Genomic DNA, 24,095 nt, shown 5'->3' with positions numbered 1-24,095 from the left:
GCGGCTAGGTGACCTTGGCGGAGATCAGCAGCTCCCAGATCTCGGCCTGGTCGACCACCTCCACGCCGAGCTTCTCCGCCTTGGTCAGCTTGCTGTCGCCGACCCCGGCGCCGGTGATGAGCAGGTCGGTATTGGCCGAGACCGAGGACGCGGTGGTCGCGCCCGCCTGCTCACACAGCCGCTGGAAGGTGGGGCGGGCGACCTTCTCACCGGAGCGGGGATCGCTGATCGCGCCGGTGACCACGACGGTCTTGCCCGCCAGCGGCGCGCCCGCCGCGACGACCGGCGGCAGGTCCTCGGCGCGGACATCCAGGTTCACCCCCGCCGCGCGCAACCGCTCGAGTTCCGGGCGCAGGCGGGTCAGGTGGGTGACCAGCGAGGCGGCCACCTTCGGGCCGATGTCCTCCACCGCGACCAGGCGTTCCTCGCCCGCGTCGGCGACCTCTTCGAGCGAGCCGAAGCCCGCCCTGGCCAGGCGGGCGGCGGTGCCGTCGGAGGCCATCGGGATGGCCAGGCCGATGAGCGCGCGCCGCAGGCCGACCCGGCGGCTGGCGTCGATCGAGTCGATCATGCGACCGGCCGACACCTCACCGATGCGGTCGAATTCGAGCAGCCGCTCCTTGGTCAGGGTGTAGAAGTCCGACGGGTGTTCCAGGATGCCCGCCTCGGCCAGCCGTTCGATCCAGACCCCGCCGATCGCGTCGATGTCGGCGGCGGCCCGCGACGCCCAGTGGATGAGTCTGCGCACGGTCTGCGCGGGACAGGAGACGTTGGTGCAGAACAGCTCCCGGCTGTTGCCCTGCTCGCTCACCGGCTGCCCGCACGAGGGACAGTGGGTCGGCGCGAGGATCTCCTGTTCGTCGCCGGTGCGCGCGGCGGCGTCGAGAACACCGGCCACGAACGGGATCACATCACCGGCGCGGCGCACCAGCACGGTGTCACCGATCTTGATGTCGCGGGCGCGGATCACCTCCTGATTGGCCAGGGTCGCCTTGGTGACGGTGGTTCCGCCGACGAAGACCGGCTCCAGCCACGCCACCGGGACGATCTTGCCGGTCTTGCCGACATCCCAGACCACGTCGGCGAGCAGCGTGGTCTTCTCCTCGGCGGCGAACTTGAACGCCAGCGCGCCGCGCGGCGAATTCGAACGGGTGCCCGCGGCGGCGTAGGCGATGCGGTCGGCCAGGCGCAGGACGGCGCCGTCGAGGTCGTAGTCCAGGTCGTTGCGGGTCTGCTCGATCGCGGTGATGGCCGCCTGTGCCTGTTCGGCGTCGGCGCACACCCGCATCCGCGCGCCTTCGACACCCAGGGCGCGCAGGCCCTCGCCCAGATCGACCGTGCCGGTGTCGGCGGGCATGTCCAGATCGAAGCCGAAGAATTGCAGGCGGCGTTCGGCGACCGTGGCCGGGTCCTTCGCGCGCAGCGTGCCCGCCGCCGCGTTGCGGGGGTTGATCAGCGGTTTGTCGGGGTGGGCGGTGTTGTAGGCGAGGAAGGTCGAGCGCAGCATCACCGCTTCGCCGCGCACCTCCACCCGGCCACCGACCTCGATCCGCTCGGGGACGCCGTCGACCAGGGCCCGGACCAGCGGGGTCACATCGTCACCGGTGGTGCCGTCGCCGCGGGTCACCGCGCGCACCAGGCGCCCGTCCTCGAAGACCACCGACAGCGACAGCCCGTCGAGCTTCGGCATCACCACCACCGGCTGGCCGGGGAACCGGTCGAAGAACGCCGCCACCTGCTCGGGGGTGGTCGACTTCTCCAGCGAGAGCATCGGGCGCGCGTGCCGGACCGGCGCGTGCAGCACCGTCGGCGCGCCGACCTGCTCGAGCGGGTTCGGATCGGGCGCGAGTTCGGGATTCGCCTCGATCAATCCCCGCAGCTCGTCCTCGATCGCGTCGTACTCCGCGTCGGCCACGACCGGCGCACCGTCGTAGTAGGCGCCGCGCAATGCCACGATCCGCCCGGCGAGTTCCTGGATCCGTTCCCCTGTGTCCACGCCCGGGGACGTTACCGGTACCCACCGACACTCCCGCGGACCCGCTCCGGCAGCCACCCGCGGGCCGTAAAATCGACAGTGGACGCACCATTCCGCTCCCCCGAAGGAGTGTTCGACATGTCTGTGCTGCTGTGGATCATGGCCGGTCTGCTCGCCGCGGTGTTCCTGCCCGCGGGGGTGATGAAACTGGTCACGCCCTACGAGAAACTGGCCGCCGACCCACGGATGGGCTGGGCACAGGACTTCTCGCCGGGAATGGTCAAGACGATCGGCGCGCTCGAGGTGGCGGGTGCGGTGGGTGTGATCCTGCCGGGCCTGTTCGGCATCGCCCCGGTCCTGGTCCCCCTGGCCGCGGTCGGGCTCGGCCTGGTCGCGATCGGCGCGATCATCACCCACCTGCGCCGCAGTGAAATCCCCAACACGTTCCCGCTGGTCGTCTTCGTCGTCATGGCGGCGATCGTCGCCTGGGGCCGATTCGGCCCCTACGCCTTCTGATCCGATGTAGCGCCCGCGACAAACGGTGCTGGGGCACCTATATTCCGGGACGCGGGCGGGGATGAGCGCGCGACGAGACCGAACCGACTCCTGGAAGGAAGCGCCGGGCGACGGTGCGTGACGCACGAGCGGCTACGCCCGGCAGTGGGGTCAGGGGTTGGTCGGGGGCTGGGGGGTGGTGTTGCCGAGGTCGCCGACCAGGCGGCGGCCGAGTAGGACCTTGCCCTGTTCGGCGCCCTTGTGGCTCTCGTGTTCGGCTCGGCGGAAAAAGTCCGCGAGTTCGCTGTCGCCGGCGCGGTCGGCGTCCTGGGCGTACTCCCGCATGCGCAGTACGTTGCTCAGGCAGTTCTCCACGAACCAGATGAGGTTGTATTCCTTGTCCTTCGTCCCGGTCCGCGTACCGGCTTCCTCGGTGTCGTCCTCGCCGAGTGCGGCCGAGAGCTCGCCGCGCAGCCGCTCGACGGCGGCCTCGTCGCCGGTGTCGGCGGCGGTGGTGATGTCCTGCCGCAGCTGGGCGATGATGTCGCGCGTAACCATGAATTCCTCCTCCACCGTCTCGGGGCGCCGGGTGGCGTCCATATCGTCGCGGTACCTCGCAGGGGGCATCCGAAACACCGCGGCGGTCTGCTCGGTGTGCCGCAGCGCCTCGGCGACCGCGGCCAGCCGCCACTGTGCCTGCGGCGACAGCCCGGCCGCGCAGGTGCAGAGTTTGCGCAGACCGGAGTCTTCCAAGTGCACGATCACCTCGCGGTCGTGCACGACGGTCGCCGCACCCCACCCGGCTTCGCCGAACTCCGCCGGTGGGCCGAACGTGGCCGGAAACTGCATGCTGCCTCCTCGGTGTCCCCCGAACGCCGACTTCCCCACTCGGGCAAGATCAAACAGAGGCCGGTCAGGTGCCTAGTCCTCACGGCGCGGCAGGGGCGCTGTCGCCGGGCCTTCCAGAACCGTGCCGTCGGGGGCGAAGCGCGAACCGTGCAGCGGGCAGTCCCAGGTCTTCTCGGCATCGTTCCAGTTCACGATGCCCCGCAGGTGGGTGCACACGGCCGAGACCGACTCGCTCACCCCGTCGACGGTGCACCGGGCGACCGGGTGCAGACCGTGACGTTCCACCCGGCCCTCGCCTTCGCGCGGCGGGAAGCCGTCGCCGGGACCGAACGCGCCGAGCCATCCGGTCGACAGGTGCCGCGCCACCACGGCATTGGCCTTCGCCCCCGCCAGCAGGGTGCGCACCGCGCCGGTCCGCCAGGTCTCGTAGACCTCGGCCCACTCCGGTGCCGTGCCGCCGATCCGGCCCGCCAGCACGAGCGCGGCCGCGACACCGTTGGTCATCCCCCACTTCGCGAAACCGGTCGCGCACTGCACGTTCTGCGCACCGGGCTGCACCGGACCGACGTAGGGCAGCTCACCGATCGGGTGATAGTCCTGGGCCGACCAGCGCGCGAGCGGACGCGCGTCGGGGAACCATCTGCCGGTCCAGTTGATCAGCTCGGCCACGTGCACCGCCGCCGAGCCCGCCCGCCCGACCTCGTGCCCGCTCCCACCGGCCAGCAATACCGGGCCGGTCTCGCCGGGCGCCCAGCGCAGCGACCGGGTCGGGGTTCCGGCACTGAGGAACATCTCCTCCGGGACCGGACCCGTGGTCTCGAAGGCCGCCAGATAGGACCGCTGCGCGATCAGCCGCGCGGCCAGCCCCCGGCGGTCGAAGATCGGTGACCCGGTGGCCACGATCGCCCGCGCGGCCGACACGTCACCCTGGTCGGTGCCGATCACGACGCGGTCGCCGTGGCGGCGCAGATGCCGGGCGCGGGTCGATTCGAAGATCGGCACGCCGTGGGCCTCCACCTCCGCCGCCAGTGCGGCGAGCACGGCGACCGGATCGACCTGGGCCTGTTCCCGCAGGCGCACGCCCCCGAGCGCGGGGAACGGCACTTCGAGATCGTCGACGAACTGCGTCGGCAGGCCCGCCGCGCGCGTGGCCTCGTACTCGGCGCGGACCGCCGCCACTTCGGCCGCGTCCTGCGCGTAGGTGATCGCGGGCACGCGCTGGGTGGGGATCTCGTGCGCGTCGCAGAAGTCGAGCAGCCAGTCGAACCCGGCGCGGTTGGCGTCGACGTAGCGCGCCAGCACCCGGATGCCGTGCCGGTTCGCGATCGCCTGCGCGCGGGTGCCCTGCAGCATCGTGATCTTCGCGCTCGACGCTCCCGTGGTCACCGCCCCGACCCGCCGCGCCTCGAGCACCGCCACCTCCCGCCCCTGCTCGGCGAGCAGCAGCGCGGTCGTCAACCCGGCGATCCCGGCGCCGATCACCACGGTGTCGACGGCGATCTCGCCGGTCAGCGGCAAGCGGCTGGGCAGCTCGGCGCCGGTGAACCAGTAGGAGGTCATGCCGGTCGCATACCCAGCCACGGCCACGCAAACGGCGCGGCGCGATGCATGTCGGCGGGCACCTGCGCAAGCCGCCGAGCCACCGGAACGGATCTCGGCGATACCCCACGCTCCCGGCGATCATCTGGCTACTGTCGGTCTCGTTTCGCGGCGAGGAACGTAAGGAGCGCATGTGATGACCCGGTCGACGTGGAGAGCTGCTCTCGGTACGGCAGTGGCGACGATCGCCCTGTCCGTCGGCACCGTCGTGCTGACCTCGACCGCGCACGCACAGCCGGCCGGGAACACCACCTGGTTGTGCCACCCGGCGATGACGGGCGACCCCTGCGACCTGCCCTCCGACACCACCGACCTCGGCACCGGCGTCGTCACGCCCGCCGCACCGCAGGCCTCGGACGACGCACCCGTCGACTGCTTCTACCTCTATCCGACCGTCAGCAATCAGGTGGCGCTCAACCAGGACCCCGTCGCCCAACCCGAGGTGCAGTCGATCGCCCGCTACCAGGCGGCCCGTTTCAGCGGGACCTGCCGGGTGTTCGCGCCGGTCTACCGCCAGGTCACCCTGCCCGCGATCGGGCTGGAACTGGCGGGCGCCGATCTGACCGTGCCGGGGTATCAGGACATCGAGAACGCCTGGAACGAGTACCTGGCCAACGACAATCACGGCCGCGGCGTGATCATCGTCAGCCACTCCCAGGGAACGCTGATGGCGCGCAGGCTGATCCGGGAACACATCGAGCCGGACCCGGGACTGCGCTCGCGACTGGTCGGCGCCTTCCTGATGGGCGGCAATGTCACCACCGCCGTGGGCAGCACCACCGGCGGTGATTTCCGGTCGATCCCGGTGTGTACGCGGCAGGGCGAGTACGGCTGTGTCGTGGCGTATTCGCTCGCACAGAACGAGCCGCTGTTCTCGCTGTTCGGCACCGCCGACCTGGGCCTGCTCTCGGCGCGGTGGGGGCTGCCGTTCGGCCCCGGCTATCAGGTGGCCTGCACCGATCCGGCCGTGCTCAGTGGTGACGGCTCGCCGCAACCGGTGACCGTGCCGTCGGAGCCGTACGCCTTCGGCATCATCTCGATCCTGCTCGGCTACACCAGCCTGCCCGGCGCCGTCCCGCGATCCGACTCGACCTGGACATCCTCCGCCTCCCGCGCGACCGGCCGCTGCACCCAGAACAACGGCTACAACTTCTACACGATCCAGTTCACCGGACCGGACCACCTCAACGAGATCCCGCTGTTCGAGTCCCATCTCCTCGATATCAACTACGGCTACGACCGGCTCGTCTCGATCGCCGGGCAGCAGAGCCGTTCCTGGCTCGCCGAGCACTGACACCGCCGGATTCCGTTCGTCTCCGGTGACGAATCGGGGGCTCGTCAATCCACGGATCGTGCAGTGACAGCGCGGCGCGCCGAACTCCACACTGAGATATCCCGGCACGCCGGGTGTTGCTGACACCGTCGTCACAGCGAGGAGTTCTCATGTCGATCCAACAGCGGCCCGACCCGGCGCGGGCACCACTGACCCCCCGCGAGTTTCCCGGCGACAGCAGGCAGTCGCGGTGGGTGGACCGCGCGCTGCGGCTGTCGGTGCGCAAGGTCATCGACCTGTGGGCCCGCAATCCCGACGGTCGGTGGGCCTACCGGTCGGTGGACTGGGTCGGTCGTCCGCTGATCGCCAAGCCGGTGCGCCGCACGCGGATCCAGCTGCCGCACAGCAGCGCGATGCTGCTCGATCCGCCGGTGCGCGAAGGCGAGCGGTTCGTCCTCTATCTGCACGGCGGCGGGTTCATCATCGGCGGCAGGCACCTGCATCGGCAGATGACCGCCCGTTTCGCCACCGAGCTGCGCACCCAGCTGCTCGCCGTGGACTACCGGAAGCTGCCCGCCCACACGCTCGCCGACGCGCTGGCGGACTGCGTCGACGGCTACGAGCGAGCGCTGGCCTGGGGCATCGCGCCCGAGAACATCACCGTCATGGGCGATTCGGCCGGTGCGACCCTCACCCTGCTGACCGCGGTCGAGATCCGCCGTCGCGGCCTGCCCCTGCCCGCCGCGCTGGTGGCGATGTCGCCGCTCACCGACTTCGACATCACCGCCAAACTGGCCGCGCCCTCCGCGGCCATGGACGCCCTGTTCTCCCCGGCGGCCTCCCCCGTCCTCGCCGAATTCGCCCTGCGCGGTGGGCATCTCGACGGTGTCACCGCACCTGCCCATGCGGATCTGACGGGCCTGCCGCCGACTCTGATCCAGGTCAGCTCCACCGAATTCCTCTACCCCGACGGGGTTCTGGTCGCTCAGCGCCTGCACGAGCACGGGGTGGCCTGCGATCTCCAGATCTGGCACAACCAGGTCCACATCTTCCAGGCCGCGGCCTCCATCGCCCCCGAGGCGGCCGCCGCGGTCGGGGAGATCGGGGCCTTCGTCGACCGGATCCTGGGCGCCGGGCAGGTGCTGGACCAGGCGAGCTGACCCGCCCCGCGCTCAGTGGCGCCGGAAGTCCGGGAGCTGCCAGGTGCCGTCGAAGGCCGGGCCTTCGGGACCGTAGATGCGGAAGTATGCGAACCAGCCCGCGCCGGGGACGGTCTGGACCCAGCGGTCGGCGGGGGTGTTCGGCGGCGGGGTGGGGCCGAAGTAGACGGTGAGCGGTGCCTCGGTGTCGACGTCGGTGAGTTCGAACATCGAGCGCAGGGCCGCGCGGTTCTGCGGGGCCTGGATCTCGCTGCGGGTGCGGGCGTCGTAGACGGTGACCGACCAGAACAGCTTCGCCGGGACCGGCTGGGGCACGGTCAGGCTGTAGTAGCCGCCGCCGTCGAGGTAGTCACCGTGCACGTCGCGCAGGCCGAGCCAGTAGAGCGAGCCCGCGCCGGGGTGCCGGGCGAACATCGCCGGTGACTCGATCTGGGCCTGGTAGAACCACTTCTCCCTGGCGTAGAGGTCGACGTAGTCGCCGGTGTCGAAGGTGCCGTTCTCCGGGCGCAGGACGGCCCACTCCCACCGGCTGTCCGGCCAGACCACCCGGTCGGGCCGACGATCGGCGAAGGACTGCACGCACAGGTGCAGATGACCGCGCCGGGCGGCGTCGGTGAGGATGGCGGCCTGGCGCCGGTCCGGGGCGAACGGGGCGTCGCGGGTGATGCCGAGCGCGGCGAGTTCGCCGTATTGGTAGCGGTAGTCGGGGTTCGGCGGTTCGGTCTGCAGTATCTCGTGCAGGACCTGCCAGTAGTCGAGCCCGGTTTCCCAGTACACCGGCGAGAGGTCGAGGCCCTGCTGTGTCGAGATATCCACCCACTCCAGCGGATTAGAGTCGGGGTCGGTGCCGAGCGGATACACGCGCACCTGCTTCATCCGCTCGATCGTGCCCTCGACATCCGAGCCCTCGGGCAGTGCGCGGACCAGTACCAGGACGCGGTTCGTCGTCGCCGAACCCGCGTAGTAACCCTCCGGGACCGGGCCGTCGTAGCTGGGCGGCAGCAGGACGTGCTTGCCGCCCGCCGCGCCCGCGGGGCCGGGCAGGCCCAGGTCGAGCACCCACAGCTGGTTGAGGTCGTTGGCGGTGCCCATCAGCGGTCCGGCGGGGATGTCGACGACCATCGGCCCGTCGGACAGGTCGATGGTGAGCCCGGAGTACGGGGTGTCGGAATTCGCGGTGAACACGTATTGGTCGGGCGTTCCGACCAGCAGGGCCATCACCCGGTTCGGTACCGCGCCCGCGTCCAGATTGCCCCGCCAGGTCGCCTCGAACGACACCGTCGGATAGAAGAACCGGTACATCGCCAGTGCCCGGTTGTAGTCGAGCTCGTCGTAGGCCCTGGCGATGTCACCTCGTGCCGGGTAGCCGTTCCAGTACCCCGGCGCTGCCGAACGGCCCTGCGTCATCACGACCACCCTTCCGCCTGCGGATGCGTCTGCCTTCCGTGACGGTAGGACCGCGACCGCCGCCACCGCCTCACCCGGTTCGGATGAGATCCCGACTGGACACAGTGCGACTATTCGTCACCGGTGATGCATATAGTGACGTGGATGCTTATCGCAGGAGGTGCGGTGCCGTCCGACGATGCCGAGTCCGCAGAACTGTCGCCACCGACCCAGCGGGTGGTGTCGGTGCTGGAATTGCTGGCCGCCGCGCCGCATCCGCAGACCTCCGCGCAGATCGCCGACAGCCTCGCGCTGAGCCGGTCGACGGTCGGCAATGTGCTCTCCGCGCTGCGCGCCCGCGCCTGGGTGAACCGCCGCACCGATCTGACCTACGAGATCGGACCGGGACTGCTGCGGGTCGCCGAGCGGCAGCAGAGCAAGCTCGCGGGTGGTGATCCGCTGCGCACCGCCCTGCACGCGCTGGCGAACGAGGTCGGCTGCGGTGTCGCGCTCATCCGGGTCGACCGCGACGAGATCCGGTTCGTCGCGGTGGTCGAGAACCGCGGCCGGATTCCGGCGGGGATCTCGGTGGGTACCCGGTTGCCGCTGATCCCGCCGGGTGCCGCGACGGTGGTCGCGCACTCCCCCGACACCGTACGGCGGGCCTGGCTGGCCGCGGCGGACCCCGGCGAGCGGGCCCACTACGAGCAGGTGCTCGCCGACGTGCGCACGCTCGGCGCCGCGGTGTGGGGTGTCGACACGAACAGCCTCGCGACCCTGGACGTCCTGGCCGATGTGGTCGAGCACCTGGCCGACGACACCGCGAGCAGTGCGCTGCGCGAACGGATCCTCGCTCTGCTCGGCGGTATCAGCGGGAACGCCTACAGCGCCGGGGAACTCGCGCGCGAGGCCGCGCTGCCGATCAGCTACCTGTCGGCCCCTGTGCTGGACCCCAGCGGCGACCCCGTCGCCGAACTGCTCATCGGCCCGCTGCGCACGGCGGTGCCCAAACCCGAGCGCGACCACTACCTCGCCGCCCTCACCGCCACCGCGCGCACCCTGCACCACCACCTGTGACCGCCGACCGAAGGAACCCATGTCCCCCAGCACCGATCCCGCCGCGCTCGTCACCGAATTCTGTGCCCGCTGGGCCACGGCAGGCGCCGACGAACTCGCCGAATACTTCACCGACGACGCCGTGTATCACAACATGCCGATGCAGCCCATTTCCGGCAAGGCCGCGATCACCGAATTCCTGCACGGTTTCCTCGACACCTTCGGCGGCATCGAATTCACCATTCATCGCCAATTCGCCGCGGGGACGACTGTGTTCAACGAGCGCACCGACCGGTTCAGCCTCAACGGCACCGTCATCGATCTGCCGGTCGCCGGTGTCTTCGAGATCGAGGACGGACGAATCCGCGCCTGGCGCGACTATTTCGACATGACCGTCGTCACCGCCGCCACCCAGAATTCATGATCTGACACCAATCGAGGCACCGAGATTCTGCGATCGGTGCAATGACTCCCCCGCCGTCGCCGTTCGATACTGACCCGGTCGGAATCGCGGCGCGGGCCGCCGGTGGAGAGGTGTCGGTACATGCGCTCGTCCGTGGACCCCGCGATCCGGACAGGGCGCGGCGAACCGGTGGTGCTGCTGCACGATCTCGGCCTCACCTGGCATTCGTGGGGGCGATGCGTGGAGCTGCTGGCCCGCACCTACGACGTGTTCGCGCCCACCCTTCCCGGACACTGGGCCGGGCCCGAACTTCGCGGCCCGGCGACCCCGTCGACCATGACCGACGCCGTCGAACGTGTCCTCGACGCGGCCGGCCTGGATCGGGTTCACCTGGTGGGCAATGGTTTCGGCGCGTGGATCGCGAACGAACTGGCCCGGCGCGGGCGGGCCGGTTCGGTGACCGCGATCGCCCCGCTGGGTCTGTGGCACGGCGATCCGGCGTCCGCCGACGCCGTCCGCACCGAACTCCTGCGCCGTGCGTCGGTGACCCCGCTGCTGCGCCTGATCGACAATCCGGTGGCCGGACCGATGACCCGACGGGCGGCGCTGCGCACACTCACCGGCCGCTCGGCCCCGGCCATGCTCGATCTGTGCGAGCACACCCGGCGACGCGCGATGCTCAGCACGGAGGCACCGCTGCACTGCACGGTGCGCAACGCGCTGGTCGACTCGCCGGAGTTCGTCCCCGGCTGGCGTCCGGAGATCGAGAAGTCACCGGCGATCACCGTGATCACCGGCGGCCGCGACCGGCTGCTGCACCGGCTGGCGGCGTCGCTGGTCACCGATCCGCGAGTGCGCATCCGGCACGTCCCCGAGCATGGGCATGTGCCGATGCTCGACGACCCGGACCTGATCACCGCCTTCCTCCGTGAAGCCATCGGATCGGCGCCCTGGCTGCCGAACGCGTTCGACGACGTACTGATCAGGCGTCGCCGACGCGCACGGTGACCGGCTGAGGCGCCGCGAGCGCCTGCCCTGCCGCGCGCGAGCCTGTTACGATTCGCACCCATATCTGATGCAATAATGTATCCGATACAGCGAGGCGGCCCGGTGCTGCCGGGTGAGGGAACGGAGGTCGGCGCATGGAAGCCGATGTCATCGTGGTCGGCGCGGGGCTCGCCGGGCTGGTCGCGACCCATGAACTGACCCGTCAGGGCAAACGGGTGCTCGTGGTGGATCAGGAGAACGCCGCGAATCTGGGCGGTCAGGCGTTCTGGTCCTTCGGTGGGATCTTCCTGGTCGACAGTCCCGAGCAGCGGCGCCTCGGCGTGCGGGATTCGCTCGACCTGGCCTGGAGCGACTGGTCGGGCAGCGCGGCCTTCGACCGGCTCGACGACGAGGACCGCTGGGCGCAGCGGTGGGCGCGCGCCTACGTCGAGTTCGCCGCGGGCGAGAAGCGCCGCTATCTCACCGATCTCGGCATCAGCTTCCTGCCCTCGGTCGGCTGGGCCGAACGCGGCGACCTGCGCGCCGACGGCCACGGCAACTCCGTGCCCCGCTTCCACATCGCCTGGGGCACCGGCACCGGCGTCGTCGGCCCGTTCACCGAGTCCGCGCTGCGCGCCGCCGACACCGGCCTGGTGCGTTTCCGGCACCGGCACCGCGTCGACGAGCTGGTGTTCACCGACGGCGCCGTCACGGGAGTGCGCGGGGCGGTGCTGGCCGAGGACGACGCCGAGCGCGGCGCGCCGTCGACTCGCGAGGTCGTCGGCGAGTTCGAGTTCACCGCCGCCGCGGTCGTGCTGGCCACCGGCGGCATCGGCGGCGATCACGACATCGTGCGCCGGTACTGGCCCGCGCGCATGGGCACCCCGCCCGCGCGGATGATCACCGGCGTCCCCGCCTATGTCGACGGCCGTATGCTCGACATCGCCGCGGAAGCGGGCGTGCGCCTGGTCAATCGCGACCGGATGTGGCACTACACCGAGGGCATCCAGAACTGGAATCCGATCTGGCCCGAGCACGCCATCCGCATCCTGCCCGGCCCGTCCTCGATGTGGTTCGACGCCCTGGGCCGTCGCCTGCCCGCCCCCTACCTGCCCGGCTACGACACCCTCGGCACCCTGCGCTATCTGCGCACCACCCCGGAGATCGCGCCGTACGAGCACTCCTGGTTCGTCACCACCCAGCGCATCATCGCCAAGGAGTTCGCCCTCTCCGGCTCCGAGCAGAATCCCGACATCACCCGCCGCGACCGCAAAGCCCTCGTCCGGGAACGGGTTTTCGGCAGGGGCGCTCCGGCCCCGGTCGAGGCGTTCAAGAACAACGGCGCGGACTTCGTCGTGGCGGACACCCTCGACGAGCTGGTGACGAAGATGAACGGCCTCACCGACGAGCCCCTGCTCAGCCCGGCGGTCCTGCGCGAACAGATCCTCGCGCGTGACCTGCAGGTGGACAACGCCTTCACCAAGGACGCCCAGATCCAGGGCATCCACAATGCCCGCCGCTATCTCGGCGACCGGCTCATGCGCGCCACCGCACCGCACCGCCTGCTCGACCCCGCGGCGGGTCCGCTGATCGGGATCAAACTCCACGTGCTCACGCGAAAGACCCTCGGCGGCATCCAGACCGACCTGACGTCACGGGCGCTGGGCGCCGACGGCGCCCCGATCCCCGGCCTGTACGCCGCGGGCGAGGCGGCGGGCTTCGGTGGGGGTGGCGTGCACGGCTACAACTCGCTGGAGGGCACGTTCCTCGGGGGCTGTATCTTCTCCGGCCGCGCGGCCGGGCGGGCCGCGGCCGCCGAGGTCTGACCCGGCGCGGCCGGATCACCGTCGGCCACCGCGAGCCGGGTGATCAGCCTGCCCAGCCAGGCCCGCGCCGCCGCCTGATCACGATCGAGCAGCAACTGCACGGTGACCCCGTCGTAGGCCGCCACCACCGCGTGCGCGGCCTCGGCGATCGTGCCCATCGCGGCGGGCAGCGCGAACGCCCCGCCCGCCAGCTTGGCCTCGATCGCGGCGCGCAGGTGGGCGCGGTGGGCGACGAGCCGCTGCGCGAGTTCGGGTTTGCGCGCGGCGTGGGTGAGGAAGTCGGTCTTCACCAGCAGCCAGTCGCGGTCGAGCAGCAGGGTGGCGGTGAGCCGGTCGACGAATCCCGACAGGTCGCCGGGATTCTCGACGTCGGCCAGCGCCCGGCGCACCTGCTCGGTGATCAGTGAGGCGCGCTGGTCGTAGAGGACGAAGAACAGCTCGTCGAGGCTGGCGAACTGCGAGTAGAACGCGCCCCTGGTGTAGCCGGCGGCCGAGCAGACGTCCTCGATCCGCGTGAGACCGAACCCCTTCTCGGCGAACACCCGGAACGCGGCGTCGAGCAGCCGGGCCCTGGTCTCGGCGCGGCGCTTGGTCACCCGGGCGGGCTTGTCCGTGTCGGGTGTGGGCACCGATCCACCCTACCGCGCGGGCACGGACCCGGATTCCCGCTTCCCGCGGCCGGTGGTCAGAACCATTCCGGGCGGCAGTCCCTGGTGGTGGTGTCGAGGCTGTCGAGCAGGTCGAACTGCGGTCCGGTGCGCGGGAGTTCGGCCCGGAAGAAGTAGCGGGCGGCCTGGCGCTTGCCCTCGTGGAAGGCGTCGGTGGCCGCGCCCACCGCCAGGAACTGCTCGAGCCAGATCCAGGCCAGCACCACGTGGCCGACGGCCTCGAGGTAGAGGGAGGCGTTGGCCAAGGCGACGGTGGGGTCGCCGGTCGACCACAGGGCGGCCGTGGTCGCGGCGACGCGGGCGGTGGCCGCGTCCAGCTGGGCGGCCAGCCGGGCCGCCTCGCCGCCCGCCGCGCTCGCCCGCGCGGTGGTCGCCGTGATGGTCTCCAGCAGCAGGCTCAGCCCGGCGCCGTTGTGCATCACCATCTTCCGGCCGAGCAGGTCCAGTCCCTGGATGCCGTGGGTGCCCTCGTGGATCGGGTTGAGCCGGTTGTCCCGGTAGAACTGTTCGACGTCGTATTCGCGGGTGTAGCCGTAGCCGCCGTGGACCTGGATGGCCAGATCGTTGGCCGCCAGGCACCACTGCGCGGGCCAGCTCTTCGCGATCGGGGTCAGCACGTCGAGCAGCAGCCGGGTGCGGGTGCGGTCGGCCTCGTGCTCGGCGGTGCGTTCCTCGTCCAGCAAGCGGTAGCAGTACAGGTTGAACGCGAGCGCGCCTTCGACATAGCTCTTCTGCGCCAGCAGCATCCGGCGCACATCGGTGTGCTCGATGATCGGCACCTGCGGCGCGGCCGGGTCCTTGACGCCGGGCGCGCGGCCCTGCGGACGGGTGCGCGCGTAGTCCAGCGCGTGCAGATAGCCGGTGTAGCCCAGCGCCGTCGCGCCCTGTCCGACGCCGATGCGGGCCTCGTTCATCATGTGGAACATGTAGGCGAGCCCGTGGTTCGCCTCGCCGACCAGGTAGCCGACCGCGCCCGCCGCACCGCCGGGGGTGTGTCTGCCCTCGCCGAAGTTGAGCAGGGTGTTGGTGGTGCCGCGATAGCCCATCTTGTGGTTGAGGCCGACGAGCACCACGTCGTTGCGGTCGCCCAGCGTGCCGTCGGATTCCACCAGGAATTTGGGGACGATGAACAGCGAGATGCCCTTGACGCCGGCCGGACCGCCGGGGATCTTGGCCAGCACCAGGTGCACGATGTTGTCCGAGAGCTCGTGTTCGCCGCCGGAGATCCACATCTTGGTGCCGGTGAGCCGGTAGGTGCCGTCGTCCTGGGGCACCGCGCGGGTGGTGATGTCGGCCAGTGACGACCCCGCCTGCGGTTCCGACAGACACATGGTGCCGAAGAAACGGCCCTCGACCATCGGCCGCACGAAGGTCTCGATCTGTTCCTCGCTGCCGTGCGCCCGCAGCAGGTTCGCATTGCCGACGGTCAGGAACGGGTACGCCGCCGTGCCCACATTGGCGGCCTGGAACCAGGCCGTGCACGCACCGGCGACGACCGCGGGCAACTGCAGGCCGCCGATCTCGTAGTCCATCGCGGCCCCGATCAACCCGGCGTCGGTGAAGATCTTCAGCGCCTGCCCCACCTCGGGGATGATGTGCACCCGTTCACCGTCGAAGGTCGGTTCCTGGGCGTCGCTCTTCTTGTTGTGGGTGGCGAAGTGCCTGGTCGCGATCGCCTCGCTGAGGTCGAGTACCGCGTCGAAGGTGGCGCGATCGTGGTCGGCGAAACGTGGCCTGCTCGTCAGCGCGGTGACGTCGAGCCAGTCGTGGAGCAGGAATTCGAGATCGCGGCGGGACAGCAGCAGGGAGTCGGTCATCGGGTCTCTTCCTCGGTTCGGCGCAGCCGCAGGCAACCGTACCCGCCGCCGGGCCTGCGCGTCCGGGACCGGCTCGCCGCGCACCCGCGGCGAGCCGGCCGGTATTCACCGCACCGCCAGTGGTGCCTCCGTGACGCCGTAGCCCAGGTTGGCCAGCACCTCACCGGTCGCCTTGGCGAAGTTGAGGGTGATGAAGTGCAGGCACGGGGCGCCTTCGCGGATGAGGCGTTCGGCCATCTCCGTGGCCAGGGCGATGCCCTCGGCGCGGACCGCCGCCTGATCCGGTTCCGGGCCGCTGCCCGCGGCACGGCGCAGCCGGTCCATGACCGCGGCGGGCAGCGCGCGACCGCTGAGTTCCTCGGCGCGCGCCACCGTGCGCAGCGAGGTGATCGGCATCAGCTCCGGGATGATGGGCTTGGCGCCCTCGACCGGGTCCAGGGCGCCGACCCGGTCCCGCAACCGCAGATAGTGTTCGACGTCGAAGAACATCTGGGTGATCGAATACTCCGCGCCCGCACGCAGTTTCGCCACCAGATGCCTGGTGTCGTGGGCCAGGTCCGGGGAGCGGTGGTGGCCCTGCGGGAACGACGCGACGCCGACGTGGAAGTCGCCGAGATCGCGCACGATCCGGACGAGTTCCTCCGCGTAGCCCACGCCGTCGGGGTGTTTGGTCCACGGCCCCAAAGGGTCGCCCGGCGGGTCGCCGCGCAGCACCAGCAGATTCCGGATACCGGAATCGGCGTAGGCGCCGACCAGCGAGCGCAGTTCGGCGACGCTGTGGCCGACCGCGGTCAGGTGGGCGACGGGCAGCAGCGTCGTCTCCCTGGCCAGGTCGCCGGTGATGCGCACCGTGCGGTCCTTGGTGGAACCGCCCGCACCGTAGGTCATCGACACGAAGGCCGGGTGCATGCGCTCGAAGTCGCGCACGGTCCGCCACAGGCGTGCCTCGCCCGCGCTGTCGCGGGGCGGGTTGAACTCCACCGAGAACGGCACACCGCGGCCCGCGTGCGCACGCAGGCTCTCGGCCACCGAATGTCCTGCGGCACTGCTGTTTCCACCGCACCCGGGTAGTCCCGAACCGGTCCTTGTCATCGCTGTTCTCCTCGGCCCCGCGTCGTGCTCGGCGCGTGGCCGCTCAGAGCAGATTCCAGTCTTCGAGGCCCTGGTACAGCGGGACACTCTGAGCCAGCTTCGACACCCGACCACGCAGGGATTCGACATCGGAAGTACCCGCCAACGCCGCGGCGATGACATCGGCGACCTCGGTGAACTCCGCATCACCGAAACCACGCGTCGCCAACGCCGCGGTACCGATCCGCAGACCCGACGTCACCATCGGCGGACGCGGATCGAACGGCACCGCGTTCCGGTTCACCGTGATCCCCACCTCGTGCAACAGGTCCTCGCCCTGCTGACCATCGAGCTCGGAATTACGTAGATCCACCAGCACCAGATGCACATCCGTACCACCGGTCAACACCGAAATACCCTTACCGGCGACATCGGCACCGGTCAGGCGTTCGGCCAGGATCCGCGAACCCGACAGCGTGCGCTGCTGACGATCCTTGAACTCCTCCGACGCGGCGATCTTGAACGCCGCCGCCTTCGCCGCGATCACATGCATCAACGGGCCACCCTGCTGACCCGGGAACACCGCCGAGTTCAGCTTCTTCGCGAACTCCTGCTTGGCCAGAATCAACCCCGAACGCGGGCCGCCGAGGGTCTTGTGCACGGTGGAGGACACCACGTCGGCATACGGCACCGGCGAGGGGTGCAGACCCGCGGCGACCAGACCGGCGAAGTGCGCCATGTCGACCCACAGGTAGGCACCGACCTCGTCGGCGATCTCACGGAACTTCGCGAAATCCTGGTGACGCGGGTAGGCCGACCAGCCGGCCACGATCACCTTCGGCTTCGACTTGAGCGCGATGTCACGCACCTCGTCCATGTCGATACGGTGATCTTCCTTGGACACACCGTAGGAATGCACGTCATAAAGCTTGCCCGAGAAATTCAGGCGCATCCCGTGGGTCAGATGACCACCGTGGGCCAGATCCAGACCCAGCAGGGTCTCCCCCGGGTTCATCAACGCCATCAACACCGCCACGTTGGCCTGGGCCCCCGAATGCGGCTGGACATTGGCGAACTCGGCACCGAACAGTTCCTTGGCCCGATCACGAGCCAGCGTCTCGACCACATCCACGGCTTCGCAGCCACCGTAGTAGCGGCGGCCGGGGTAGCCCTCGGCGTACTTGTTGGTCAACACGGAACCCTGCGCCTGCAGGACCGCGCGGGGCACGAAGTTCTCCGAAGCGATCATCTCGAGGGTGTCGCGCTCGCGGGCGAGCTCGCCCGCCATCGCGGCGGCCAACTCGGGATCGAGCTCACCGAGAGACTGGGTATTGACGGACTGGGCACTGGTGGAGGCGACCACAGCGGAACTCCCTTGGCTTGCAGGCGAACAGCCGCCACCCTTTTCGCGCGCACGCCGACCCGGCACCCCACGGGGATTCGATCGGCGGTGCGCCCGATCCACGAGGCGACGACCACCGGACGCGGCGCGCCCGGCACAGCGGCAGGTCTTCGGACTCGCGGGCACCGGAGCCCCTGGGCGCCGACCTACCGGCCGTCGCTTCCCGGACATGGGTCCAGTGCGAATGACGGCTTTCGTTCCTGCTCACCGCTGCGGGACAGTCCCGGAATTCCACCGGGTTCCCTCTTCACCGCGCAACGGTCCCGTTGCGTCAGGTGTCGACACCGGCGGCGGCGCGGGGGCTCCCGTCGTCCTCGCCACCGGCGAACCAGCTGCCGGGACAGCATACGGTGCCGTGCCCGGCGACCGGCCGCCCGGGCCGGGATACCCCACGGGCCCGGTCGAGGCGGGACTATCATGAGCGCGCAGCTGGTTCACGCTCACCAGCCCGGGACGGTCCGACCTCCCGCGGTGGACGTGTCGAAACCGGTGTGCCGGACCTCCGGCCGCCGGCCAGAGGGAACCCGGTGGGAATCCGGGACTGTCCCGCAGCGGTGAGCAGGAACGACCGCCGTCATCACGCACTGGGCACCCCGCCCGGGAAGCGACGGCCAGTAGGTCGGCCGAATCAGGCCGGTGCCCGCGAGTCCGAAGACCTGCCCGCTGTGCCGGACACGCCGTGTCCGGCGGCCACCGCCTCGTGGACCGGGCGCGCGACCGCTTCTCCGACCCGTGCGACCTCGCGTCGCTCCCGGTGCTCGGTGGACGACGCCGCCCGACAGGCCGGCGGCCGTCCGCACCGCACTGGAGACGATGACCGTGGCAGTCCCGCCCACTCCGTTCACCGCGACCGTTCTCGGCCTGCCCCGGATCGGGCCGAACCGGGAACTGCGGCAGGCCGTCGAGGACTATCTGGCCGGCCTCATCGACGCCGACCGCCTCGACAGCGCCGCGCGCGAGCTGCGCCTGGCCCACCTGAGCGTGCTGGCCGCGGCGGGCCTGGACTCGATCCCGGTCGGCACCTTCTCCTACCACGATCAGATGCTCGACACCGCCGCCCTCTTCGGCGCGCTCCCGGCGCGGGTGCTCGGCATCGCCGACCCCCTCGACCGCTATTTCGCCGCCGCGCGCGGCACCGCCACCGTCGCCCCGCTCGACCAGGCGCCGTGGTTCGGCACCGGCTACCACCACCTCGTCCCGGAGATCGACGCCGAGACGCGGTTCACCCTGCACGCGGACGCGCTCCTGGCCGAGCTGGCCGAGGCCGTCGAGCTCGGCGTCCCCGCCCGGCCCGTGGTGATCGGCCCGCTGACCTTCCTGAAACTCTCGCGCCACGCGCGGGGCGCGGCCCTCGACCGGCTGCCCGAGCTGGTCCCCCGCTACCGGGAACTCCTTTCCGCCCTGGCCGACGCGGGCGCGAGCTGGGTCCAGCTCGACGAGCCGATCCTGGCCACCGAGCTCACCGCACGCGAGATCGCCCACCTGCGCACCACCTACGCCGCCCTGGCCAGTACCTCCCGCAGACCCGCGCTGCTCGTGGCCGTGCCCTTCGGGCCGCCCGGCGCCACCCTGGCCGCACTGGCCGACATGGGCATCGACGGTGTCGCACTGGATTTCACCGCGGGCACGACCCTCGAGGCGGTGGCCTCGGTGCCCGCGCTCACGCGCAAACTGCTGGTGGCCGGGGTGGTCGACGGCCGCGGCTTCTGGCGCACCGATCTCGACGCCGCGCTGAGCACCCTGGGCTCGCTGCTGGGCAGCGCGGGATCGGTGGCGGTGTCGAGTTCGTGTTCGCTGCTGCACGTTCCGTACTCGCTGGCCCCGGAGGCCACCCTCGACGAGCGGTTGCGCTCATGGCTGGCCTTTGGCGCGGAGAAGGTTACCGAGGTCGGCATCCTGGCCGGGGCGCTGGCCCGGGGCACCGACGCCGTCGCACCCGAACTCGACGCCGCCCGCGCGGCCGTGCGGGCGCAGCGAGCCCACCTCGCCCAGCCCGCCGTCCTCGGCCACACCAGCACCGAGCACGGCTGGGTGCAGTCCTCCGGCGCGCAGTGCGTCCGCCCGCCGATTCCGCTGCGCGAGGCCGCCCGGCCCGCGTCCGCCACCACCCGGCACAGCACGCCGGCCGTCCGGAACGAGGTCCACCGACCATGGTCTCCCGCGTGAATTCGACGGCTCGATCCCGCCGGCTGCCGGCCGCGCTGGCCACGGCCTGCTGCCTGGTGGCCGCTACCGCGTGCGGCGGCACCGACTCCACCGCCTCCCGCACCGACCCGACGACGAGCCTGCCCGGCCGGACCAGCTACCCGTTCACCCTCGACAACTGCGGGGTGCGAGTCACCTTCGACAAGGCACCGACCAGGGCGGTGTCGCTGTATCAGGCGTCCACGGAGATCCTGCTCGCGCTCGGGCTGGCCGACCGGATGGTCGGCACCTCGACGTGGTTCGACCCGGTCCTGCCCGCCCTGGCGGCCGACAACGCGAAGGTGCCCCGGCTCGCCGACAACGACCCGTCGCTCGAGACCGTGCTCGCCACCGAGCCCGACCTGGTGACCTCGGCGAGCGCGCACACCTTCACCCCCGCGGTGGTGGCCGAGCGGTCGCGGTTCGCCCAGCTCGGCGTGCCCACCTATCAGTCGCCGTCGGTGTGCACGGGCGCCACGGTCGAGGGCGAGACCGTCACCCGCACCGCGCCGCTCACCGTCGACACGCTCTTCCAGGAGATCACCGAGCTGGCCCGGATCTTCGACGTGCAGGAACGCGGCGCGCAGCTGGTCGACCAGCTGAAGGGACGCCTCGCGGCGGCCACCTCGGGCGCGCCCGCCGACCCCGCGCCGACCGTGGCGTTCTGGTTCTCCGGGCTCGAGGCCCCGTACATGGCCGGCTGCTGCTCGGCCCCCGGGCTGTACGCCAGCGAGACCGGGGCCCGCAATGTGTTCGCCGACCAGCGCGAGGACTGGCCCGAGATCAACTGGGAGGCGGTCGTGGCCGCCGATCCCGATGTCCTGGTGCTCGCCGAGCTGAGCCGTCAGCGGGTCGACGGTGACGCTCTGGCCACCAAGATCGCGTTCCTCGAATCGAATCCGGCGACGAGCCGGATGCGCGCGGTGCGCGACAAGCGCTATGTGGTGCTGACCGGCTCCGAGCTCGACCCCGGTATCCGCGAGATCGACGCGATCGAGAAACTGGCCGCCGGTCTCGCGGCCACCCGATGACCGACCCGATGAAGGAGTCCCGCGCGATGCGCCTGGCTTTCCGGCACCTGTGTGCCGTGTCCGTTCTCACCCTGGCGGTCGCGGGTTGCGGCGCCGCCGACACCGGCGGCGACCAGGCCGCCTCCGCCGACGGCTTCCCGCTGACGCTGCAGAACTGCGGGCGCTCGGTCACCGTCGACGCGCCACCGCGGCGCGCGGTCTCGCTGAATCAGGGCTCCACCGAGATCCTGCTGTCGCTCGGACTGGCCGACCGGCTGGTGGGCACCGCGACCTGGACCGATCCGGTGCGCGCCGATCTGGCCGAGGCCAATGCGACCGTGCCGCGCCTGGCCGACAACAAACCCTCCCTCGAGGTGGTCCTCGACGCCGAACCCGACTTCGTCTCCGCGTCCTTCGGCGGCACCCTCGGCCCCGGCGGCGTGGCCGATCGCGACCGGTTCGAGCAGCTCGGCGTGCCGACCTATCTGTCACCCACCGACTGCGACGGCAAATCGGCGGTGAGCGTGAACTCCGACGGCGCGCGCACCGAACCACTGCGCATCGACTCGGTGTACACCGAGATCCGGCAGCTCGCCGCGATCTTCGATGTCGAGGACCGGGGCGAGGCACTGGTCGCCTCGCTCCAGCAGCGGCTCGCCGCGGCCGCCGCCACCGCGGGCACACACGCCGACACCTCCATCGCCTACTGGTTCTCCGACCTGAACACCCCGTACATGGCCGGATGCTGCGGGTCCTCGGGGATCATCACCGCCGCGGTCGGCGCGCGCAACATCTTCGCCGACACCACCGACGAGTGGCCGCAGGTCAGCTGGGAGGCCGTCGCCGACCGGGACCCGTCGGTGCTGGTGCTGGCCGACCTGAGCAGGCGCACCATCGAAGGCGACGCCCTCGACAGCAAGATCGCCTTCCTGCGCGCGCATCCGGTGACCTCGCAGCTCACGGCCGTGCGGGAGCAGCGCTTCGTCGTGGTCAACGGTGCCGATTTGAATCCGTCGCTGCGCACCGTGGACGGCGTGGAGAAACTCGCCGCCGCGCTGGCCCAGTGGGGACCGGTCCGCTGACCGGGCTCGCACCGCGGCGCGGCACCGCCGTGATGGCGCTCGCGCTGGTGGCCGGCTGTGTCCTGCTGGTCTGCTCGATCGCGGTCGCGCTGACCATCGGCCCGGCGAACCTGTCGGTGGGCGAGGTCTACGCCGTCGTCGGCGAGCATCTCGGGTTCGGTGAGGCCGGGGTGAGCCGGATCAAGGACGGCATCGTGTGGGAGCTGCGCCTGCCGCGGACCCTGCTGGCCGCCGTGTGCGGGGCGGGACTGGCGCTGTGCGGGACCATCCTGCAGTCGGTGCTGCGCAATCCGCTCGCCGACCCCTTCGTGCTCGGCATCTCCTCGGGCGCGTCGACGGGGGCGGTGCTGGTCGCGGTCCTCGGGCTCGGCGCCGGGTCGATCTCCCTGGCCGCCGGGGCCTTCGGTGGCGCGGTGGCCGCGTTCGCGCTGGTCCTCGTGCTGGCCGCCGCCGCGGGCGGGGGCACCGCGCGGATCGTGCTGGCGGGGGTGGCCGGGACCCAGCTGTTCTCCGCGCTCACCTCGTTCATCGTGGTCTCCAGCGCCGATGCCGAGCAGACCCGCGGGGTGCTGTTCTGGCTGCTGGGCTCGCTGGCCGGCGCGGACTGGGCCGATGTGGCCGTGTGCGCCACGGTGACCGCCGTCGGTCTGGTGATCTGCCTGAGCCGCGCGGCCGCGCTGGACGCGTTCACCTTCGGCGCGTCCTCGGCGGCCGCGCTCGGCATTCCGGTGCGGGCCACGCGCGCGCTGCTGCTCGCCGTCACCGCGCTCACCACGGCGGCGCTGGTCAGCGCGGCCGGGGCGATCGGTTTCGTGGGACTGGTGCTGCCGCACGCGGCACGCTTCGTGGTGGGACCCCGGCACAGCAGGCTGTTGCCCGCCGCCGTGGTCGCGGGGGCGGTGTTCACGGTGTGGGTCGATGTGGTGGCCCGGACGGTGTTCGCGCCCACCGAGATTCCCGTCGGCGTGGCGACCGCGCTGATCGGGGTGCCCGCCTTCATCGTGTTGCTGCTGCGGAATCGGGCCATGGCATGACCCTGCGTTCGGAGAAGCTGCGCTGGACGCGCGGCGGTCAGCTGATCCTCGACGGGATCACCGTCGAGCCGGTGGCCGGGGAGACCATCGGCCTGCTCGGGCCCAACGGTTCGGGCAAATCCTCACTGCTGCGGCTGCTCAGCGGGATCGCGCGCCCCGACAGCGGCCGGGTGCTGCTCGACGACATCGACCTCGCGACCCTGCGCCGCAACCGGATCGCGCGCCGGGTCGCGGTGGTCGACCAGCACGCCGACACCGAGGTCGACATCACCGTCGCGGACGTGGTCGCGCTCGGGCGCATCCCACATCGCGGTGTCTTCGGCGGTGACGCCGGTGCCGATGCCGAGGCGGTGCGCGAGGCCCTGGCCCACACCGGCATGACGCACAAGGCGGGCGATCGCTGGCACACCCTGTCCGGTGGGGAACGCCAGCGCACCCAGATCGCCCGCGCCCTGGCCCAGCGGCCCCGCGAACTGCTGCTCGACGAGCCGACCAATCATCTCGACATCCGCCACCAGCTCGACATCCTCGCCCTGGTCGCGGCCCTACCGGTCACCAGCTACATCGCGCTGCACGACCTCAATCTGGCCGCCATGTTCTGCGACCGGCTGCTGATCCTGGACCGGGGACAGGTCGTCGCGCTGGGCACGCCCGCCGAGGTGATCACCGCCGAGCTCGTCGAGCAGGTCTACCGGGTCCGCGCCCAGATCGGCACCGACCCCGAACACGGCTACCCGGTCGTCTCCTTCCGGCCCGACCGGCCCGCCGGCACCGACCGCTCCGACTTCACCGTCGACCCCGGGCAGCAGTAGGGCGCA

General features: G+C 71.0%; 20 protein-coding genes and 2 riboswitches. Of the genes, 12 read left to right on the top strand and 8 right to left on the bottom strand.

Features of this window, described 5'->3' with window-relative positions:
• Nucleotides 1–4: 4 nt before the first annotated feature.
• Entirely contained in the window at nucleotides 5–1,996 is a 1,992-nt protein-coding gene (gene ligA, locus ACFC06_RS01295; protein WP_375926399.1) for an NAD-dependent DNA ligase LigA, read from the bottom strand.
• Nucleotides 1,997–2,113: 117 nt separating this feature from the next.
• On the opposite strand from ligA, the gene ACFC06_RS01290 reads away from it, so the two are divergent.
• Nucleotides 2,114–2,491: a DoxX family protein gene (locus ACFC06_RS01290; RefSeq protein ID WP_375926396.1), complete on the top strand. Its 378-nt coding sequence runs from the start codon at nucleotides 2,114–2,116 to the stop codon at nucleotides 2,489–2,491.
• A gap of 150 nt (nucleotides 2,492–2,641) precedes the next feature.
• Here the strand turns inward: ACFC06_RS01290 and ACFC06_RS01285 are convergent, their stop codons facing one another.
• Both ACFC06_RS01285 and ACFC06_RS01280 read right to left on the bottom strand, forming a co-directional pair.
• Nucleotides 2,642–2,944: a hypothetical protein gene (locus tag ACFC06_RS01285; protein ID WP_375935129.1), complete on the bottom strand. Its 303-nt coding sequence runs from the start codon at nucleotides 2,942–2,944 to the stop codon at nucleotides 2,642–2,644.
• Between the two features lie 447 nt (nucleotides 2,945–3,391).
• Entirely contained in the window at nucleotides 3,392–4,879 is a 1,488-nt protein-coding gene (locus tag ACFC06_RS01280) for an FAD-dependent oxidoreductase (RefSeq protein ID WP_375926393.1), read from the bottom strand.
• Nucleotides 4,880–5,054: 175 nt separating this feature from the next.
• Between ACFC06_RS01280 and ACFC06_RS01275 the strand changes: the two genes are divergently transcribed.
• Nucleotides 5,055–6,212 carry a DUF3089 domain-containing protein gene (locus ACFC06_RS01275; protein ID WP_375926391.1) on the top strand — a complete coding sequence of 386 codons (1,158 nt, stop codon included), beginning with the start codon at nucleotides 5,055–5,057 and terminating at the stop codon, nucleotides 6,210–6,212.
• 149 nt (nucleotides 6,213–6,361) lie between these two features.
• The gene (locus ACFC06_RS01270) at nucleotides 6,362–7,351 is read left to right on the top strand and encodes an alpha/beta hydrolase (protein ID WP_375926388.1); all 990 of its coding nucleotides are present in this window, start codon (nucleotides 6,362–6,364) and stop codon (nucleotides 7,349–7,351) included.
• A gap of 12 nt (nucleotides 7,352–7,363) precedes the next feature.
• Here ACFC06_RS01270 and ACFC06_RS01265 read toward each other — a convergent pair whose 3' ends face one another.
• Nucleotides 7,364–8,758: a DUF1214 domain-containing protein gene (locus ACFC06_RS01265; RefSeq protein WP_375926385.1), complete on the bottom strand. Its 1,395-nt coding sequence runs from the start codon at nucleotides 8,756–8,758 to the stop codon at nucleotides 7,364–7,366.
• A 144-nt stretch (nucleotides 8,759–8,902) separates the two neighbouring features.
• On the opposite strand from ACFC06_RS01265, the gene ACFC06_RS01260 reads away from it, so the two are divergent.
• From ACFC06_RS01260 to ACFC06_RS01245, 4 genes are all read left to right on the top strand, one after another.
• Nucleotides 8,903–9,814 carry a helix-turn-helix domain-containing protein gene (locus tag ACFC06_RS01260; RefSeq protein ID WP_375926382.1) on the top strand — a complete coding sequence of 304 codons (912 nt, stop codon included), beginning with the start codon at nucleotides 8,903–8,905 and terminating at the stop codon, nucleotides 9,812–9,814.
• 19 nt (nucleotides 9,815–9,833) lie between these two features.
• Complete coding sequence (locus ACFC06_RS01255; RefSeq protein ID WP_375926379.1) at nucleotides 9,834–10,217, top strand: limonene-1,2-epoxide hydrolase family protein; 384 nt, start codon at nucleotides 9,834–9,836, stop codon at nucleotides 10,215–10,217.
• 120 nt (nucleotides 10,218–10,337) lie between these two features.
• Complete coding sequence (locus tag ACFC06_RS01250; RefSeq protein ID WP_375926376.1) at nucleotides 10,338–11,204, top strand: alpha/beta fold hydrolase; 867 nt, start codon at nucleotides 10,338–10,340, stop codon at nucleotides 11,202–11,204.
• A 134-nt stretch (nucleotides 11,205–11,338) separates the two neighbouring features.
• On the top strand, nucleotides 11,339–13,009 hold the full coding sequence (locus ACFC06_RS01245) for an FAD-binding dehydrogenase (protein WP_375926373.1): 1,671 nt from the start codon (nucleotides 11,339–11,341) through the stop codon (nucleotides 13,007–13,009).
• Here the strand turns inward: ACFC06_RS01245 and ACFC06_RS01240 are convergent.
• The 4 genes from ACFC06_RS01240 to glyA form a co-directional block, all read right to left on the bottom strand.
• Nucleotides 12,925–13,638: a TetR/AcrR family transcriptional regulator gene (locus ACFC06_RS01240; protein WP_375926370.1), complete on the bottom strand. Its 714-nt coding sequence runs from the start codon at nucleotides 13,636–13,638 to the stop codon at nucleotides 12,925–12,927. The genes ACFC06_RS01245 and ACFC06_RS01240 overlap by 85 nt on opposite strands.
• A gap of 56 nt (nucleotides 13,639–13,694) precedes the next feature.
• Nucleotides 13,695–15,494 carry an acyl-CoA dehydrogenase gene (locus tag ACFC06_RS01235; protein ID WP_375926367.1) on the bottom strand — a complete coding sequence of 600 codons (1,800 nt, stop codon included), beginning with the start codon at nucleotides 15,492–15,494 and terminating at the stop codon, nucleotides 13,695–13,697.
• 105 nt (nucleotides 15,495–15,599) lie between these two features.
• Nucleotides 15,600–16,523 (bottom strand): methylenetetrahydrofolate reductase, encoded by a 924-nt coding sequence (locus tag ACFC06_RS01230; protein WP_375926364.1) that lies wholly within the window; start codon nucleotides 16,521–16,523, stop codon nucleotides 15,600–15,602.
• 106 nt (nucleotides 16,524–16,629) lie between these two features.
• The gene (gene glyA, locus ACFC06_RS01225; RefSeq protein WP_375926361.1) at nucleotides 16,630–17,928 is read right to left on the bottom strand and encodes a serine hydroxymethyltransferase; all 1,299 of its coding nucleotides are present in this window, start codon (nucleotides 17,926–17,928) and stop codon (nucleotides 16,630–16,632) included.
• Nucleotides 17,929–18,050: 122 nt separating this feature from the next.
• A riboswitch (cobalamin riboswitch) is annotated at nucleotides 18,051–18,250 on the bottom strand.
• Between the two features lie 232 nt (nucleotides 18,251–18,482).
• Nucleotides 18,483–18,625: riboswitch (cobalamin riboswitch) on the top strand.
• A 155-nt stretch (nucleotides 18,626–18,780) separates the two neighbouring features.
• Here glyA and ACFC06_RS01220 point away from each other — a divergent pair.
• From ACFC06_RS01220 to ACFC06_RS01200, 5 genes are read left to right on the top strand one after another with little or no spacing between them, the layout of a single operon-like run.
• A complete protein-coding gene (locus ACFC06_RS01220; protein WP_375926358.1) occupies nucleotides 18,781–20,133 on the top strand; it encodes a hypothetical protein in 1,353 nt (450 codons plus the stop codon).
• Nucleotides 20,130–21,182 carry an ABC transporter substrate-binding protein gene (locus tag ACFC06_RS01215; RefSeq protein ID WP_375926355.1) on the top strand — a complete coding sequence of 351 codons (1,053 nt, stop codon included), beginning with the start codon at nucleotides 20,130–20,132 and terminating at the stop codon, nucleotides 21,180–21,182. Before ACFC06_RS01220 ends, ACFC06_RS01215 begins: the two co-directional genes overlap by 4 nt.
• A 26-nt stretch (nucleotides 21,183–21,208) precedes the next feature.
• A complete protein-coding gene (locus ACFC06_RS01210; RefSeq protein ID WP_375935126.1) occupies nucleotides 21,209–22,243 on the top strand; it encodes an ABC transporter substrate-binding protein in 1,035 nt (344 codons plus the stop codon).
• A 32-nt stretch (nucleotides 22,244–22,275) separates the two neighbouring features.
• Complete coding sequence (locus tag ACFC06_RS01205; RefSeq protein ID WP_375935123.1) at nucleotides 22,276–23,277, top strand: FecCD family ABC transporter permease; 1,002 nt, start codon at nucleotides 22,276–22,278, stop codon at nucleotides 23,275–23,277.
• The gene (locus ACFC06_RS01200; protein WP_375926352.1) at nucleotides 23,274–24,089 is read left to right on the top strand and encodes an ABC transporter ATP-binding protein; all 816 of its coding nucleotides are present in this window, start codon (nucleotides 23,274–23,276) and stop codon (nucleotides 24,087–24,089) included. Before ACFC06_RS01205 ends, ACFC06_RS01200 begins: the two co-directional genes overlap by 4 nt.
• Nucleotides 24,090–24,095 lie beyond the last annotated feature (6 nt).

Origin of the sequence: Nocardia sp. NPDC056064, assembly GCF_042266925.1 — a bacterium.
Lineage (GTDB): Bacteria > Actinomycetota > Actinomycetes > Mycobacteriales > Mycobacteriaceae > Nocardia.
The sequence above is the reverse complement of the archived record's forward strand: the minus strand, read 5'-3'. Positions and strand labels throughout refer to the sequence as shown.